11 protein-coding genes and 1 tRNA gene are annotated in these 15,540 nt (G+C 69.4%); 8 read left to right on the top strand and 4 right to left on the bottom strand.

The window, feature by feature from the left end:
* Positions 1 to 78 precede the first annotated feature (78 nt).
* From CBM2586_RS07370 to pgi, 7 genes are all read left to right on the top strand, one after another.
* Positions 79 to 1,455: an amidase gene (locus CBM2586_RS07370; RefSeq protein ID WP_115662211.1), complete on the top strand. Its 1,377-nt coding sequence runs from the start codon at positions 79 to 81 to the stop codon at positions 1,453 to 1,455.
* A gap of 124 nt (positions 1,456 to 1,579) precedes the next feature.
* Complete coding sequence (locus tag CBM2586_RS07365) at positions 1,580 to 2,545, top strand: TRAP transporter substrate-binding protein (protein ID WP_115687129.1); 966 nt, start codon at positions 1,580 to 1,582, stop codon at positions 2,543 to 2,545.
* A 105-nt stretch (positions 2,546 to 2,650) separates the two neighbouring features.
* On the top strand, positions 2,651 to 3,202 hold the full coding sequence (locus CBM2586_RS07360; RefSeq protein ID WP_115662213.1) for a TRAP transporter small permease subunit: 552 nt from the start codon (positions 2,651 to 2,653) through the stop codon (positions 3,200 to 3,202).
* A complete protein-coding gene (locus CBM2586_RS07355) occupies positions 3,202 to 4,512 on the top strand; it encodes a TRAP transporter large permease (protein ID WP_115662214.1) in 1,311 nt (436 codons plus the stop codon). The genes CBM2586_RS07360 and CBM2586_RS07355 overlap by 1 nt, the downstream gene beginning before the upstream one ends.
* 45 nt (positions 4,513 to 4,557) lie before the next feature.
* Positions 4,558 to 5,865 (top strand): D-amino acid dehydrogenase, encoded by a 1,308-nt coding sequence (locus CBM2586_RS07350; protein WP_115662215.1) that lies wholly within the window; start codon positions 4,558 to 4,560, stop codon positions 5,863 to 5,865.
* A 7-nt stretch (positions 5,866 to 5,872) separates the two neighbouring features.
* The gene (locus CBM2586_RS07345; RefSeq protein ID WP_115687128.1) at positions 5,873 to 7,462 is read left to right on the top strand and encodes an NAD(P)H-hydrate dehydratase; all 1,590 of its coding nucleotides are present in this window, start codon (positions 5,873 to 5,875) and stop codon (positions 7,460 to 7,462) included.
* A 262-nt stretch (positions 7,463 to 7,724) separates the two neighbouring features.
* Positions 7,725 to 9,368, top strand: coding sequence for a glucose-6-phosphate isomerase (pgi, locus tag CBM2586_RS07340; RefSeq protein ID WP_115662217.1), 1,644 nt, complete (start codon positions 7,725 to 7,727; stop codon positions 9,366 to 9,368).
* A gap of 3 nt (positions 9,369 to 9,371) precedes the next feature.
* Here the strand turns inward: pgi and CBM2586_RS07335 are convergent, their stop codons facing one another.
* Positions 9,372 to 10,070, bottom strand: coding sequence for an ABC transporter ATP-binding protein (locus CBM2586_RS07335; RefSeq protein WP_115662218.1), 699 nt, complete (start codon positions 10,068 to 10,070; stop codon positions 9,372 to 9,374).
* Between CBM2586_RS07335 and CBM2586_RS07330 the strand changes: the two genes are divergently transcribed.
* Entirely contained in the window at positions 10,069 to 10,755 is a 687-nt protein-coding gene (locus CBM2586_RS07330) for an arylesterase (protein WP_115687127.1), read from the top strand. The two genes, CBM2586_RS07335 and CBM2586_RS07330, sit on opposite strands and share 2 nt — an antisense overlap.
* A gap of 75 nt (positions 10,756 to 10,830) precedes the next feature.
* Here CBM2586_RS07330 and CBM2586_RS07325 read toward each other — a convergent pair whose 3' ends face one another.
* From CBM2586_RS07325 to ppk1, 3 genes are all read right to left on the bottom strand, one after another.
* Positions 10,831 to 12,765, bottom strand: a complete 1,935-nt coding sequence (locus CBM2586_RS07325; protein WP_115687126.1) for a SurA N-terminal domain-containing protein — start codon at positions 12,763 to 12,765, stop codon at positions 10,831 to 10,833.
* Positions 12,766 to 13,052: 287 nt separating this feature from the next.
* Positions 13,053 to 13,129 (bottom strand) — tRNA-Asp (locus CBM2586_RS07320).
* A gap of 265 nt (positions 13,130 to 13,394) precedes the next feature.
* Positions 13,395 to 15,518 carry a polyphosphate kinase 1 gene (gene ppk1, locus CBM2586_RS07315; protein ID WP_115662221.1) on the bottom strand — a complete coding sequence of 708 codons (2,124 nt, stop codon included), beginning with the start codon at positions 15,516 to 15,518 and terminating at the stop codon, positions 13,395 to 13,397.
* Positions 15,519 to 15,540: the final 22 nt, after the last annotated feature.

Here is a 15,540-nt window from a genome sequence, read left to right as displayed (position 1 = left end):
CTTGCAGGGCTTCTTGCTACCCTTGAGGTTCCCAGGCCGCCCCCCGGGCGCGCGCCTCCGCACCTCATTTGCAGACCCATGCCCTTGATGCTTCCCGACCTCGATACCCTCAACGCCCGCCTGCGCGACGGCGCCACCAGCCGCGCGCAGGTCATCGAGCAGGCCGCGGCCCGCGCGGCCGGGCCGGCGGCCGCGGCCGTGTTCCTGCACAGCACCTTCGACACCGCCGCCCAGGTGGCGCGCGCCGCCGATGCCGCCAGCCGTGCCGGCAAGGCGCTGCATCCGCTGGCGGGCCTGCCGGTCTCGGTCAAGGACCTTTACGACGTGGCGGGCGAGGTCACCCGTGCCGCCTCGCTGGTGCGCGCCGATGCCGCGCCGGCCGCCGCCGACGCCGCCGTGGTGGCACGGCTACGCGCGGCCGGCGCGGCGCTGGTGGGTCGCACCAACATGACCGAGTTCGCGTTCTCGGGCGTGGGCATCAATCCCCATTACGGCACGCCCGCCAATCCGGCCGGCGGCGATGGCGCCGCGCGCATCCCGGGCGGATCGTCGTCAGGCGCCGCGGTATCGGTGGCGCTGGGACTGGCGGTGGCCGCGCTCGGCAGCGACACCGGCGGCTCGATCCGCATCCCGGCCGCGCTGTGCGGCATCACCGGCTTCAAGCCCACCGCGCGGCGCGTGCCGCTGGCCGGCGCCTTCCCGCTGTCGTACACGCTCGACACCGCCTGCGCCATGGCGCGCACGGTCGGCGATTGCATCGCGGTCGACAGCGTGATCGCCGACAGCGCGGTGCTGCCGCGCGTGACCGATCCCGCCGCCACGCGGCTGGCGATCCCGCGCCAGTTGCTGCTGGACGATCTCGACCCGGTGGTGGCGCGCGCCTTCGACCGCGCCCTGGGCCGGCTCTCGGCCGCCGGCGTGCGGCTCGAGCATGTCGACCTGCCCGAACTCGCCGAACTGGCCGCGTTGAACGCGCATGGCGGCTTCAGCGCGGCCGAGGCCTATGCCATCCACCGCCACCTGCTGGCGGCCCGCCGCGACCGCTACGACGCGCGCGTGGCGTCGCGCATCGACCGCGGCGCCGGCATCAGCGCCGCCGACTATATCGACCTGGGCCGCGCGCGGCTGGAGTGGATTGCGCGCATGGAAGCGCGCCTGGCCGGCTTCGACGCCGTGGTCTGCCCCACCGTGCCGATGGTGGCGCCCGAGATTGCACCGCTGCGCACCGATGACGCGCAGTTCTTCCGCGTCAATGCCCTGCTGTTGCGCAATACCTCCGCCTTCAATTTCTTCGACGGCTGCTCGGTGTCCATGCCCTGCCACGCGCCGGACGAGCTGCCGGTGGGGCTGATGCTGTCGCACGGGCCGATGCGCGACGCGGCCCTGCTCGGCACGGCGCTTGCATTGGAACGCATCGTGCAGCCCGTCATACAGCCCTCGGCGCGCGACGACTGAGCCCGCCGCCGCGCCGTTGATCTTGCGCCACGCGCCGGCCCAAAACCAGGCCTGCGCGTGGCACCAGGTAGTACGCAACCCGCTGTACAACCGCGCCCTCGCGCGCACACCAGGAGAGATCGAGATGCGAGTCAAGGCAATGATCGCGGCCACGCTGATGCTGGCCGCCGTGGCGGCACAGGCGGACACCAAGTGGGACCTGCCCACCGGCTACCCGGTCGCCAACCTGCACACCGAGAACCTGCAGCAGATGGCCAGCGATGTCGACAAGGCCACCGGCGGCAAGCTCAAGATCGTGCTGCATCCCAACGGCTCGCTGCTCAAGGCCAACGAGATCAAGCGCGGCGTGCAGACCGGCCAGGTGCAGATGGGCGAGATCCTGATGTCGCTGCTGGCCAACGAGAACCCGGTGTTCGGCGTCGACGCGGTGCCGTTCCTGGCCACCAGCTATGCCGATGCCTACAGGCTGTGGCAGGCGTCGCGGCCGGTCACGGAAAAGGTGCTCGACAAGCAGGGGCTCAAGCTGCTGTACGCGGTGGCCTGGCCGCCGCAGGGCATCTACGCCAACAAGCCGATCAACTCGGCCGCCGACATGAAGGGCCTGAAGTGGCGCGCCTACAATCCCGCCACCTCGCGCATCGCCGAGCTGGTGGGCGCCCAGCCCGTGACCATCCAGGCCGCCGACCTGGCGCAGGCGCTGGCCACCGGCACCGTCAACTCCTTCATGTCGTCGGGCGCCACCGGCGTCGACACCAAGGTGTGGGAGAGCGTGAAGTACTTCTATGCCGTCGATGCCTGGCTGCCCAAGAACATGCTGGTGGTCAGCAAGAAGGCCTTCGCCGCGCTCGACAAGCCCACCCAGGACGCGCTGCTCAAGGCCGTCGCCGACGCCGAGAAGCGCGGCTGGCAGGTGTCGGAGCAGAAGACCAGGGAGTACCTGGCCACGCTGGCCAAGAACGGCATGACGGTGCAGCAGCCGTCGCCGCAGCTCAAGGCCGACATGCAGAAGCTCGGCCAGACCATGGTCGACGACTGGGCCAAGAGCGCGGGCGCCGACGGCAAGGCCATCCTCGACGCCTACCGCAAGTAAGCGCGCGGGCCGCACCCGATCCGCGTCCACCGACCTCCAGCGCCCTGCATCGCGGCCGCGCCGGCTGCCTTGCGGGGAACCCATCCTTCCCTTGCGCCGCCAACCATGCCCACTGCCCCCTCCTCCAAGCGCTGGCTCGACCGCGTGCTGGACCTGTTCGCCGCGCTCGGCGCGCTGTGCATCCTCGCCGTCTGCGTGATCATGATCCTGATGTCGCTGTCGCGCGAGACCTCGGTGATCTTCAAGGGCGGCGACGACATCGTGGCCTGGCTGTGCGCCGCCTCCGCCTTCCTGGTGCTGGGCCAGACCTTCCAGCATGGCGGCATCGTGCGCGTGGAGATGCTGCTGGGCGCGGTCGGGCCGCGCCGGCGCTGGCTGCTGGAGCTGGTCTCGCTGACCATCTGCCTGGGGTTCGCCGCCTACGCGGTCTGGGCGCTGGGCACCTTTGCCTGGCAAAGCTGGGACATCGGCGATGTCTCGCAGGGCCAGATCGTGATCCCGCTGTGGATGCCGCAAAGCTTCGCCGTGCTGGGCTGTGCCGGTTTCCTGCTGGCGGTCGCGGATGAATGGCTGCGCGTGGTGCGGCGGCAGAAGCCGCGCTACCAGCTGGCCCAGGAAGCCAAGCTTGCCGCCGGCGATTTCGGGGAGACGGTCTGATGAGCACGGTCGTGGTTGCCCTGATCCTGCTGCTGGTGCTGATCGTCTTCCTCGCGCTGGGCGCGTGGATTCCCGTGGCCATCGCGGTCACGTCGTGGGTCGGGCTGGTGGTGTTCTCCGACCGCGAGGCCCTGGTCAGCCTGGCCAATGCGTGGTGGTCATCGAGCGCCTCGTACACCCTGGCGTCGCTGCCGCTGTTCGTGTGGATGGGCGAGATCCTGTTCCGCACCCGGCTGTCGGAGCAGATGTTCAGCGGGCTGTCGCCATGGCTGAGCTGGCTGCCCGGGCGGCTGATGCACGTCAACATCCTGGGCTGCGGCATCTTCGGCTCGGTGTCGGGCTCGTCGGCGGCCACCTGCGCCACCATCGCCAAGTCGGCGCTGCCCGAACTGACGCGGCGCGGCTACGACGAGCGCATCACGCTGGGCTCGCTGTCGTGCGCCGGCACGCTCGGCATCCTGATCCCGCCGTCGATCACGATGGTGGTGTACGCGGTCTCGGCGGACGTGTCGATCATCCGCGTGTTCCTGGCGGGCTTTATCCCGGGGCTGCTGCTGATGCTGCTGTTCTCGGGCTACATCGTGGCCTGGGCGCTGGCCAATCCGGACAAGACCCCGCCCTCGGAGCACTTCGACTGGCGCGCGCGGCTGGCGTCGATCCGGCAGCTGCTGCCTTGCATCGTGCTGATCGCCTTCATCACCGCCATCATGGTGACCGGCTACTCCACCGCGACCGAAGCCGCCGCCTATGGCGTGGTCGCGTCGCTGGCGCTGGCGTGGGTGGGCGGCTCGCTCACGCGCGCGGCGTTCTGGGACAGCCTGATGTCGGCCACGCGCCTGACCGCGATGATCATGTTCGTGCTGGGCGCGACCTCGTTCCTGTCGGTGACCATGAGCTTTACCGGCATCCCGCGCGCGCTGGCCGAGTGGGTGGCGGCGCTGCAGCTGTCGCCGTGGGCGCTGATCGCGGTGCTGACGGTGATCTACATCGTGCTGGGCACGGCGCTGGACGGCATCTCGATGATCGCGCTGACCACCGCCACGGTGCTGCCGATGGTGCAGGCGGCGGGCTTCGACCTGGTCTGGTTCGGCATCTTCATCGTCCTGCTGGTGGAGATTGCCGAAGTCACGCCGCCGGTGGGCTTCAACCTGTTCGTGCTGCAGAGCATGACCGGCAAGGACAGCAACTATATCGCGCGGGTCTCGCTGCCGTTCTTCATGATGATGGTGGTGGCGATCGCCATCGTCACGATCTGGCCCGGCGTGGTCACCTGGCTGCCGGACATGGTCATGCAGCAGGAAGTCAAATAGCATGGGCGGGCACCGCAACCACTCCGTACCGAGGTACCCGGACCGATGCATGTGATCGTCATCGGCGCCGGCGCGATCGGCGTCAGTTCCGCGTGGTACCTGCGCCAGGCCGGTTTCGACGTGACCGTGCTCGAGCGCCGCGGCGCGCCGGCGCAGGAAGCCAGCTTCGGCAATGCCGGCGTGATCGCGCCCGGCTACGTCACGCCCTGGGCCGCGCCCGGCATGCCGGCCAAGATCCTGCGCACGCTGTTCGCGCGCGAGGCGCCGGTGCTGTTCCGCCCCGCCGCCGACCCGGCGATGTGGCGCTGGATCGCCCGCTGGCTGCGCGAATGCCGGCTCGAGCGCTACCGCGCCAACAAGCTGCGCATGCAGCGGCTGGCGTTCTACAGCCGCGCCTGCCTGCACCGGCTGCGCAGCGAACTGGAGATCGACTACGAACAGTCGCAAGGCTACCTGCAGCTGTTCCGCACCGCACGCGACCTGGACCTGGCCGCGCCCGCCGTGGCCCTGCTGCGCGAGAACAACGTGCCGCACCGGCTGGTCAGCGCGCAGGAATGCCGCCGGATCGAACCGGGCCTGGCCGCCGGCACGCCGCTGGCCGGCGGGCTGCACCTGCCCGAAGACGAGTCCGGCAATTGCCCGATGTTCGTGCGCGCGCTGCACCGGCATGCGCAGGCGGCGGGCGTGTCGTTCCGCTTCGACACCAGGGTGATGCGCATCCGCCCGGGCCGGGCCGGCAGGCTCGAGCTCGAACTGTGCCGCGCCGGCGCACAGGGTGCGGCCCCGGTGCTGAGCGCCGACCGCGTGCTGGTCGCGGCCGGCGCCGACAGCGCCGCGCTGCTGCGCCCGCTGGGCCTGCGCGTGCCGCTGTATCCGGTCAAGGGCTATTCGGTGACGGTACTGATCCGCGACGAACTGCAGGCCCCGCTGGGCGCGCTGATGGATGAGTCGTACAAGGTCGCGATGACGCGCATGGGCAACCGGCTGCGCGTGGCCGGCACGGCGGAACTGGGCTCGCGCCGGCTCGACCTGCGCCCCGCCGCGCTGCACACGCTGGTCAAGGTGGCGCGCGACTGGTTCCCGGTGGCCGGCAACTACCAGGAAGCCACGCAATGGGCCGGCGCGCGGCCAATGCTGCCCGACGGCCCGCCGCTGATCGGCCCTACCGCGGTGCCCGGCCTGTTCCTCAACCTCGGCCATGGTTCGACGGGCTGGGCGATGAGCTGCGGATCAGGCAAGATTGCGGCTGACCAGATCGCCGCCAGCGCTGGCACTTGCGCCAGCCGTGGCGGTCCGGACATCGACATGGAAGGCCTGCTGCCGGATCGCTATGGGCTGGGGCCGGCCAACTAAGCCCGACATGACCCGCCCTGCCGCCACCGCCATCACGCCCGACGACCACCAGCCAGACTGGCTTGCCCTCGATGCGGCCGCGCCGGCCCCGGTGCCGCTCTACAACGTGGCCGCGATCCGCGGCATCGAGCGCGCCGCGCTGGCACAGCTGCCGGCCTTCACGCTGATGTCGCGCGCCGGCACGGCGGCGGCGCGCTGGCTCGCCCGCCATGCGCCCGACGGCCCGCTGCTGTTCCTGGCCGGCCCCGGCAATAACGGCGGCGATGCGCTGGTCGCCGCCATGCAGCTGCACCGCGCCGGGCGCACGGTGCAGGTCTGGCTGGCCGCCGAGCCACAGCGCCTGCCCGCCGATGCCGCCATCGCGTGGCAGCAGGCGCAGGCCGCGGGCGTGCCGGCGAGCGTGATGGCCGAGGTGGATGCCGCGCGCGACGCGCACTGGCCCGCCGGCACCGCCGCGATCATCGACGGCCTGCTCGGCATCGGCCTGAACCGCCCCGCCGATGGCCGCATGGCATGGTGGATCGACCAACTCAACCGCGCCGCGCTGCCGGTGTTTGCGCTGGACATTCCCAGCGGCCTGTGCGCCGACACCGGCGCGGGCGCGCCGGCCGTGCGCGCGCGGCGCACGCTGACCTTCATTGCCGCCAAGCCCGGCCTGCTGACGCTGGACGGGCGCGACTGCGCCGGCGCGGTCGAGATCGCGCCGATCGGCCTCGACTATCCCCCCCACGAAGCGCCGCAAGGCCTGGTGAACGGCCCCGCGCTGTTCGGTGCCGCGCTGCCGCGCCGACGCCACGCCAGCAACAAGGGCACGCATGGCGCGCTGGCCGTCATCGGCGGCAACCTCGGCATGACCGGCGCGCCGCTGCTCGGCGCGCGGGCCGCGCAATGGCTCGGCGCCGGCAAGGTGCATATCGGCTTCCTGGCGCAGCCGGCGCCGCTGCTCGATCCGCTGCATCCGGAACTGATGCTGCATGCGGTCGACGCACTGGCGCTCGCCTCGATGTCGGCGCTGGTGATCGGGCCGGGCATGGGCACCGATGGCAACGCCCGCCAGCAGTTCGCGCGGCTGCTGCAGGCCACCACGCAGCCGCTGGTGCTGGATGCCGATGCGCTGAACCTGCTGGCGTCCGATCCGGCGCTGGCCGGCGCGCTGGCCACGCGCGGCGCGGCCACCGTGATGACGCCGCACCCGCTCGAGGCCGCGCGGCTGATGGGCGTGACGGTGGCCGAGGTCCAGCGCGACCGCCCCGCCGCCGCCGCGGCGCTGGCCGCGCAATGGCAGGCGGTGGTGGTGCTGAAGGGATCGGGCAGCGTGATCGCCGCCGCCGACGGCAGCCCGTGGACGCTGAACCCCACCGGCAATGCGGCGCTGGCCAGCGCCGGCACCGGCGACGTGCTGGCCGGCATGCTCGGCGCGCTGCTGGCGCAAGGCATGGCGCCGCTGGCCGCGGCGCAGGCGGCGGTGTGGATCCACGGCCGTGCCGCCGATGTGCTGGTCGAACAAGGCACGGGCCCGGCAGGCGTCACCGCGAGCGAACTGTATGCGCCGGCACGCGGCGTATTCAACCAGTTGCTGGGCGCAGCGCACGCGTGAGGCACGCGTGAGGCACGCGTGAGGCACGCGTGAGGCACGCGTGAGGGGCACGTTTCCGGCAACGACCGGCGGCGCCCGCCGCACCCGCCGTCAGACAACGCCCGATACCCGCGCGGCGCCACGGCTGTTATGTTGCAAGTGGTAACGATATGACGCCGCCGCGAGCCTCGATGCCGCGATCGCTGGCGATATACTTACCGCTCCGTCTTGCAAGCCGGCAATTTGCCACGCGGCTCGCGCCCCGCAACCCAGCTAGTCCTGCATGCCCACTGACCTTCACGCCTGGAACGCCCTGCTGCGGCACCATGACACCCTTCGTGACGCCCAGATGCGCGAATGGTTCGATCGCGAAGGCGCACAGCGCGTCGCGCAATGCTCGCTCGAGGCCGCCGGCCTCTACCTCGATTACTCGAAGAACCGCATCACCGCGCAGACCATGGGCCTGCTGATGCAGCTCGCGGCCGAGGCCGGCGTCACGCGGCGCCGCGACGCGATGTTCGCGGGCGAGCATATCAACACCACCGAAGACCGCGCGGCCTTGCACGTGGCCCTGCGCGCCACCGCCGGCGCCGGCTACAGGGTCGACGGCGAAGCCGTGGTGCCGGCGATCCAGCAGGTGCTGGCGCGCATGCGCGACTTCTCCGCGCGCGTGCGCAGCGGCGCCTGGAAGGGCGCGACCGGCGAGCGCATCACCGATGTCATCAACATCGGCATCGGCGGCTCGGACCTGGGGCCGCGCATGGTGTGCCGCGCGCTGTCGCACCTGGCCGATGCCGATGGCAACACCGCGCCGCGCATGCACTTCGTCTCCAATGTCGACGGCACCGACCTCGCCGAGACCCTGGTGCGGCTGGATCCGCAGCGCACCCTGGTGATCGTCTGTTCCAAGACCTTTACCACGCTCGAGACCATGGCCAACGCGCGCAGCGCGCGCGCCTGGTTTGTCGCCGGCGGCGTGGCCGAGCAGGACCTGGCCAAGCACTTCGTCGCGGTCTCGACCAATACCGAGGCGGTGCGCGAGTTCGGCATCGACCCGGCCAATATGTTCGAGTTCTGGGACTGGATCGGCGGGCGCTTTTCGCTGTGGTCGTCGGTCGGCCTGTCGATCACGCTCGCGGTGGGCTTCGAGGCCTTCGCCGACCTGCTCGCCGGCGGCCGCGCGATGGACGAGCATTTCCGCACCGCGCCGCTCGAGCGCAACATGCCGGTGATCCTCGGCATGCTGGGCATCTGGTACCGCAATTTCTGGAACCTGCCCACCAGCTGCATGGCGCCCTACTCCACTTCGCTGGAGCTGTTCCCGGCCTTCCTGCAGCAGCTGGAGATGGAAAGCAACGGCAAGTCCGTGCAGCTCGACGGGCAGCGCATCCGCACGCATACCTCGCCGGTGGTGTGGGGCACGGCCGGCACCAACGGCCAGCATGCCTACTTCCAGCAGATCCACCAGGGCTCGCAGGTGGTGCCGGTAGACTTCGTCGCGCCGCTGGTGCCGCCGCGCCGCCTGCCGGGCCATCACGCCAAGCTGCTGGCCAATTGCTTCGCGCAGGCCGAGGCGCTGATGCGCGGGCGCAGCGCCGACGAGCTGCGCGCCGCCGGACTGAAGGACGAGGTGCGCATCGCCCATATGGTGTTCGACGGCAACCGCCCCAGCAACACGCTGCTGATGGAGGACCTGACGCCCAATGTGCTCGGCGCGCTGATTGCGCTGTATGAGCACCGCACCTTCGTGCAGGGCGTGGTGTGGCGCATCAACTCGTTCGACCAGTGGGGCGTGGAGCTGGGCAAGATCCTGGCGCGGCCAATCGAGGCCGAACTCGCCGGCACCGCCACCGGCCAGCACGATGCCTCCACCGCCGCACTGATCGCGCGAGCCCGCGCGGTGCTGCAGGCGGGCGCGGCCAGCTAGCCGCTAGACCTCAACGCCGATCCATTCGTCGCTGGCCACGCGGCCGGCGTCGATGGTCAGCACGCGCCCGCAGCGCGACGCCACCGAGCGGTCGTGCGTGACCAGCACCAGCGTCGAGCCGGCGTCGCGGTTCAGTTCAAACATCAGCGCGATCACGGCTTCGCCGGTGGCGGTGTCGAGACTGCCGGTCGGTTCATCGGCGAACAGGATGTCCGGACGCGCGACGAAGGCGCGCGCCAGCGCCACGCGCTGCTGCTCGCCGCCCGACAGCGTGCGCGGGTAGTGGCCCAGGCGCGCGCCCAGGCCCACGCGCTGCAGCATGTCGACGGCGCGCTCGCGCACCTGCGCGGTCTCGCCGCGCAGCTCCAGCGGCAGCATCACGTTCTCCAGCGCGGTCAGGTGGGCCACCAGCTGGAACGACTGGAACACGAAGCCGACATGCCGGCCGCGCACCGCGGCGCGCTGGTCCTCGTCCAGCGCATACAGGTCCTGGCCCTGCAGCCGCACCGTGCCCGTGCTGGGCAGGTCCAGCCCGGCCAGCAGCCCCAGCAGCGTCGACTTGCCCGATCCGGACGCGCCCACGATGGCGAGCGTTTCGCCCGGCGTGACGGAAAACGTCACGTCGTGCAAAATCGTCAGCGAACCGGTCGTGTCGGCTACGGTCTTTCCAAGAGATTCGACTGCAAGAATGGAAGAAGACATGGATATAGGGATCCGAGGGAAAAAGCGCAGGCTGCTGCTGGCAGCCGGCATGGCGCTGGCGCTTGCGGCCGCCGGACCGGCCCGGGCCCAGGCCCCGGCAAAGACCGCGGCCCCGGCCGCCGGGCCCGCGCTGCTGGTACTGGGCGACAGCCTGTCGGCCGAATACGGCATCGCGCGCGGCGCGGGCTGGGTCACGCTGCTGCAGGACCGGCTGCGGCAGGAGCGCTTCGATTATAGCGTCGTCAATGCCAGCATCAGCGGCGAGACCACCATCGGCGGCAAGACCCGCCTGCCCGAACTGCTGACGCGGCACCGCCCCGCCATCGTGGTGATCGAGCTCGGCGCCAATGACGCGCTGCGCGGCCTGCCGCTGCAGTCGACCGAGGCCAACCTGCGCAACCTGGTCACCACGGCGCAGCAGGCCGGCGCCAGCGTATTGCTGATCGGCATGCGCATCCCGCCCAACTATGGCCAGGACTACACCGAGAAGTTCGTCTCGCTCTATCCCAGGCTGGCGGGCGAATACAAGGTGCGGCTGGTGCCCTTCTTCCTCGACCAGGTGATCGGGCGGCAGGACTGGTTCCAGCCCGACCGCATCCACCCGACCGCCGCGGCGCAGCCCGCCTTGCTCGATACGGTGTGGCCGCAGCTCAAGCCACTGCTCAAGCGCGGCGCCGCCAAGTGACCATAAAAAAACCCCTGTCGCAAGCCAGGGGTTCTTGATTCAGGCGTGGCCGGCGTGGCGCCGGCCCGGCACGGATCACTCGCCGCCTTGCTCCTTCGCCGCACCCGCCGGCGCCAGCAGCTTGACCTTGGAGCGGGCCTTCAGGCTTTCATAGAAGGCCTGCAGGTCGGTCTGGCCCGCCAGCTGCGCCAGCTGCTGCGCCTCGGCCTGGCGCCGGGCCGGATTGGCCTGCGCCGGCTGGCTGACCTTGGTGATGCGGTAGACCGCATAGCCCTGCGCACCCAGGTCGACCCCCACCAGCGCCGGCAGCTTGGCGGCATCGGCGCGCATCACCGCTTCCACCGCCTGCGGCGCCATGCCCTCGGCCTTGGTGCGCGACACCGTCTGCGCCGCGCCAAAGCCCTCGGCATTGTCGGCCTGCTTCAGCGCCGCCAGTCGTGCCTCGCCATCCTTGCGCGCCAGTGCCGCCGCCTGCTGCGCGATATAGCCTTCGCGCACCTGCGCTTCGACTTCCTCGAACTTGCGCACGGTCGCCGGGCGGTACGCGACGATGCGCGCGGCCACCAGCGTGTTGGGGGCGACCTGGACGGCCTCGGTGTTGCGCTTGTTCTTGATGGCGTCGTCGCTGAACAGTGCCTTGAGCAGCTTCTCGTTGTTCAGCGGGCTCTGCGCGCCCAGCGTCGGATTCGGCTGGCGCGTGACGTTGTCGGCGGTCTGGATGGTCAGCTTGAACTTGTCGGCGGCAGGCTTGAGGCTGTCGGCCTGCTCGTAGACGGTATTGCCGAAGGCATCGGCCTGCTCGGCAAACTTCTTGTCGGCGAACTGCTTGCGCAACTCGGCTTCCAGCTCGGTGCGCACCGCCTCCAGCGGCCGGGTTTCGGCGGGCTTGGTGCCGGTCAGCTTGATGATGTGGTAGCCGAAGTCGGTCTCGACCACGTCGCTGATCTGGCCTTCCTTGAGCGCGTACATGGCGTCCTCGAACGGCTTGACCAGCGCGCCGCGGCCCATGAAGCCGAGGTCGCCGCCCTTCTCGGCCGAACCCGGGTCCTGCGAGTTCTTGCGCGCCACCTCGGCGAAGGTGTCAGGATGCTTGCGCACTTCTTCCAGCAGCCTGGTGGCCTTGTCCTTGGCGGCCTGGCGCTGCGCCGCCGGCGCATCCTTCGGCGCGCTGATCAGGATATGGCTGGCGCGGCGCTGCTCGTCGACGCGGAAGCGCGCGATATTGCTTTCGTAGTACGACTTCAGCTCTTCCGGCGTCACCGCCTGCGACGCGGCCAGCGCTTCGCCGGACAGCACCAGGTATTCGACCTGGGCCTGCTCCGGCACCGAGAAGTCCTGCTGGTGGCTGTCGTAGTAGGCCTTGAGCGCGGCGGCGTCGGACTGGACCTTGGCGGTGTAGCCCGCGGGCTTGAACAGCAGCGCCTGCACCTCGCGCTGCTGGTCGCGCACCGCCATCAGGCGCTCGATCAGCGACTTCGGCACGAACGCGGTCGCGGCAACCGACGTGCCCAGCTGCTGGCTGGCCAGCTCGAAGCGCATGCGCGCATCGAACTGCTCGGGCGTCATGCCCTGCGCTTGCAGCAGCTGCAGGTAAGCCTTGTCGTCGATCTTGCCGTCCTTGCCGCGCGGCAGCTGCGCAATCGCCGGCAGGTTGCTGATCTCTTCGAGCAGCTTGGCGTCCGACACCGTCAGGTGCTCGCTGGCCACCGCATTGGCCAGCACGCGCTGCTGGATCAGCTGCTCGAGCACGGCCTTGCGTGCCTCCGGGCCCTCGAACTGGCGCGGGTCATAGCTGGCGCCCAGGATCTGGCGCGCGCGCTCGCTCTGGTCGCGCACCACATTGTCGACCTCCTGCACGCTGATGGCCCGGCCGTCGACCTTGGCGGCATCGTGCGAGCTGTCCATGAAGCGCGAATAGCTTTCCACGCCGAAGAACACGAACGACGGGAAAACAAGCACCAGCAGCAGCAAGAGCATCAGGCGCCGGTTGTTGCGTACGAAATCAAGCATGCGGATTCGGGTAGTGGATTGGCACGAAAGACAAACTCCGCGATTCTATCAGGAGCCGGTGGGCCGGCGCCCTTTGTGCAGGGTGGCGAACATGGACCACAAATGAAAAACGCCCGCTGGCGCGGGGGTTTCTTGATACTGGCGGAGTGGACGGGACTCGCCCACATCCTGCGGGCCGCGGCTGCGCTGGCAAGCGCAGCCCTTCGATTCCCGCCGGAAGCCGCGCAGGCGGCTTCCTCCACTCCGCAAAACGAAAAACGCCCGCTGGCGCGGGCGTTTCTTGATACTGGCGGAGTGGACGGGACTCGAACCCGCGACCCCCGGCGTGACAGGCCGGTATTCTAACCGACTGAACTACCACTCCTGTGTCGGTTCCCGCATCGTGATGGCATGCAACGGATCGCGCTGGCGCAACCTCGTGCGGTCCGGGCCATGCCTCTAAGGAAACCAGACTTCCTTTGCGAATCATGGACCTGGGCCAATCACCCGGGTGCCTTGCGGGCAGTGCCGTGCTGCAGGAGGCCGAACTATAGCGCGTGTCGCGCAGCGGTGCAATACCCTGCCCCCGGTTCGCGCTCGCGGCTGCCAGGCGGCATCAACATGCATGGTGTGCCGCCAGCTGTCAGCAGTCAGGTCAGCGCGGCCAGCAGCCTGCGCTGCGCCGACTCGCCGTCCGGCACGGGCTGGCGCACATAGTTGCCTTCAGGCGTCATCCTCCACGCTTCGCTCTGGTCGGAAAGATACGGCTCCAGGCCCTCGGCAATGATCCGCTGCTTCAGGCGGGGATCGAGCACGGGAAAACAAATCTCGATGCGACGCGACAGGCTGCGTTCCATCCATTCGCCGCTCGACAGCATGACCTTGTCGGCGCCGCCGTCGTGGAAGCAGAAGATGCGCGAGTGCTCGAGGAACCGGCCCATCACCGACTTCACCGTGATGTGCTCGGACAGTCCGGCGATACCCGGGCGCAGCGCGCATGCGCCGCGGATAATCAGGTCGATGTGCACGCCCTGGCCCGATGCGTCGTACAGAGCCTCGATCAGCTCGGGCTCCAGCAGCGCATTCATCTTGGCGATGATGCGCCCCTTGCGCCCGGCCCTGGCATGCTCGGCTTCGCCCCGGATCGCTGCCAGCAACTGCTGCTTCAGCGTAAACGGCGATTGCCAGATATGGGTCATGCTTTGCGTCTGGCCGCGACCGGTCAGCTGGCTGAAGACCTGTGCCACGTCGCGGGTCAGCGATTCATCGCAGGTCAGCAAGCCGAAATCCGTATAGCTGCGCGAGGTCTCGTGATGATAGTTGCCGGTGCCGAGATGCACATAGCGCCTGAGCCGTCCGTCCTCGCGCCGCACCACCATCAGGATCTTGGCATGCGCCTTGAAGCCGACCACGCCATAGACCACATGCGCGCCAACCTCCTCGAGCTGCGCCGCCCAGCCGATGTTGGCCTCTTCATCGAAACGCGCCATCAGCTCCACCACGGCAGTGACCTCCTTGCCGTGGCGCGCCGCATCGATCAGCGACGACAGCAGCGCCGAGTCGTGCCCGGCGCGATACACGGTCTGGCTGATCGCCACGACATCGGGATCCTGCGCCGCCTGCCTGACGAAATCGACCACCGGCGCAAACGACTGGAACGGATGGTGCAGCAGGATGTCGCCATCGCGCATGGCGCGGAACACGTCGGGCTGGTCCAGCAGCGCCTTCGGCAAACCCGGCCGGAACGGCAGGTACTTCAGTTCCGGCCGGTCGACCTGGTCCGGCACCTGCATCAGGCGCACCAGGTTGACCGGGCCATTGACCGCGAACACCTCGCCTGGCGCGAGGCCAAACTGTTGCTGCAGGAATGCCGTCATGGCGGGCGGGCAATTGTCGGCCACCTCCAGCCGGACCGCATCGCCGAGATGCCGGTGCGGCAGTTCGCCCTGCAGCGCCTCGCGCAGGTTCTTGACCTCTTCCTCGTCGACAAACAGCTGGCTGTTTCGCGTGACCCGGAACTGGTAGCAGCCGCGAACCGTCATGCCGCTGAACAGCTCGCCGACGTGGGCATGCAGGATCGAGGAAAGGAAAACGAAGCCGTGCCGGCATCCGGCAATTGCGGCGGGCAGCGCGATCACGCGTGGCAACGCCCTCGGCGCCTGCACGATGGCATTGCCCGAGCTGCGGCCGAACGCATCCTTGCCTTCGAGCTCAACGGCGAAGTTCAGGCTCTTGTTCAGGACCCGCGGAAACGGATGCGCGGGGTCCAGCCTGATCGGCGTCAGGACCGGCATCAGCTCGGCAAAGAAGAATTCGCGAATCCAGTCCTGCTGACGGGCGTTCCACGATGGCCGCCGCAGGAAACAGATCTGCTCCTGTGCCAGGGCGGGAATCAGCACGTCATTGAACAGCCCGTACTGTTGCTCGACCAGCTCGCGCACCCGCCGGTTGACCGCGGCATAGACCGCCTGCGGCGTCAGCCCGTCCGGGCCCACCACCGGCGACGTCAGCACGCACTGCTCCTTCAACCCCGCCACCCGGACTTCGTAGAACTCATCGAGGTTGCTGCTGAAGGTGCACAGGGCACGCAGGCGCTCGAGCAGCGGAATGGCTGGGTCGGCCGCCTGCTGCAAGACGCGGTAGAAAAATTCCAGCTGGCTCAGTTCGCGGTTGATGTGGCGCGCATTGCCATTGGGCAACATCGCCTCATCCGCCGGCTCACCCCCGCGTGGGCCCTGCGACTCATCCTGCATGACGCCAGATTCGTGTCTCATGATGCCGTGCCAAGGGAAGCTG

This window comes from Cupriavidus taiwanensis, assembly GCF_900250115.1.
GTDB classification, from domain to species: domain Bacteria; phylum Pseudomonadota; class Gammaproteobacteria; order Burkholderiales; family Burkholderiaceae; genus Cupriavidus; species Cupriavidus taiwanensis_B.
This window is presented reverse-complemented; position numbering and strand designations above follow the sequence as displayed.

Coding starts and splice junctions, on each gene's coding strand:
- CBM2586_RS07370 (WP_115662211.1), top strand. CDS start 79: ATGCCCTTGATGCTTCCCGACCTCGATACCCTCAACGCCCGCCTGCGC.
- CBM2586_RS07365 (WP_115687129.1), top strand. CDS start 1,580: ATGCGAGTCAAGGCAATGATCGCGGCCACGCTGATGCTGGCCGCCGTG.
- CBM2586_RS07360 (WP_115662213.1), top strand. CDS start 2,651: ATGCCCACTGCCCCCTCCTCCAAGCGCTGGCTCGACCGCGTGCTGGAC.
- CBM2586_RS07355 (WP_115662214.1), top strand. CDS start 3,202: ATGAGCACGGTCGTGGTTGCCCTGATCCTGCTGCTGGTGCTGATCGTC.
- CBM2586_RS07350 (WP_115662215.1), top strand. CDS start 4,558: ATGCATGTGATCGTCATCGGCGCCGGCGCGATCGGCGTCAGTTCCGCG.
- CBM2586_RS07345 (WP_115687128.1), top strand. CDS start 5,873: ATGACCCGCCCTGCCGCCACCGCCATCACGCCCGACGACCACCAGCCA.
- pgi (WP_115662217.1), top strand. CDS start 7,725: ATGCCCACTGACCTTCACGCCTGGAACGCCCTGCTGCGGCACCATGAC.
- CBM2586_RS07330 (WP_115687127.1), top strand. CDS start 10,069: ATGGATATAGGGATCCGAGGGAAAAAGCGCAGGCTGCTGCTGGCAGCC.
- CBM2586_RS07335 (WP_115662218.1), bottom strand. CDS start 10,070: ATGTCTTCTTCCATTCTTGCAGTCGAATCTCTTGGAAAGACCGTAGCC.
- CBM2586_RS07325 (WP_115687126.1), bottom strand. CDS start 12,765: ATGCTTGATTTCGTACGCAACAACCGGCGCCTGATGCTCTTGCTGCTG.
- ppk1 (WP_115662221.1), bottom strand. CDS start 15,518: ATGAGACACGAATCTGGCGTCATGCAGGATGAGTCGCAGGGCCCACGC.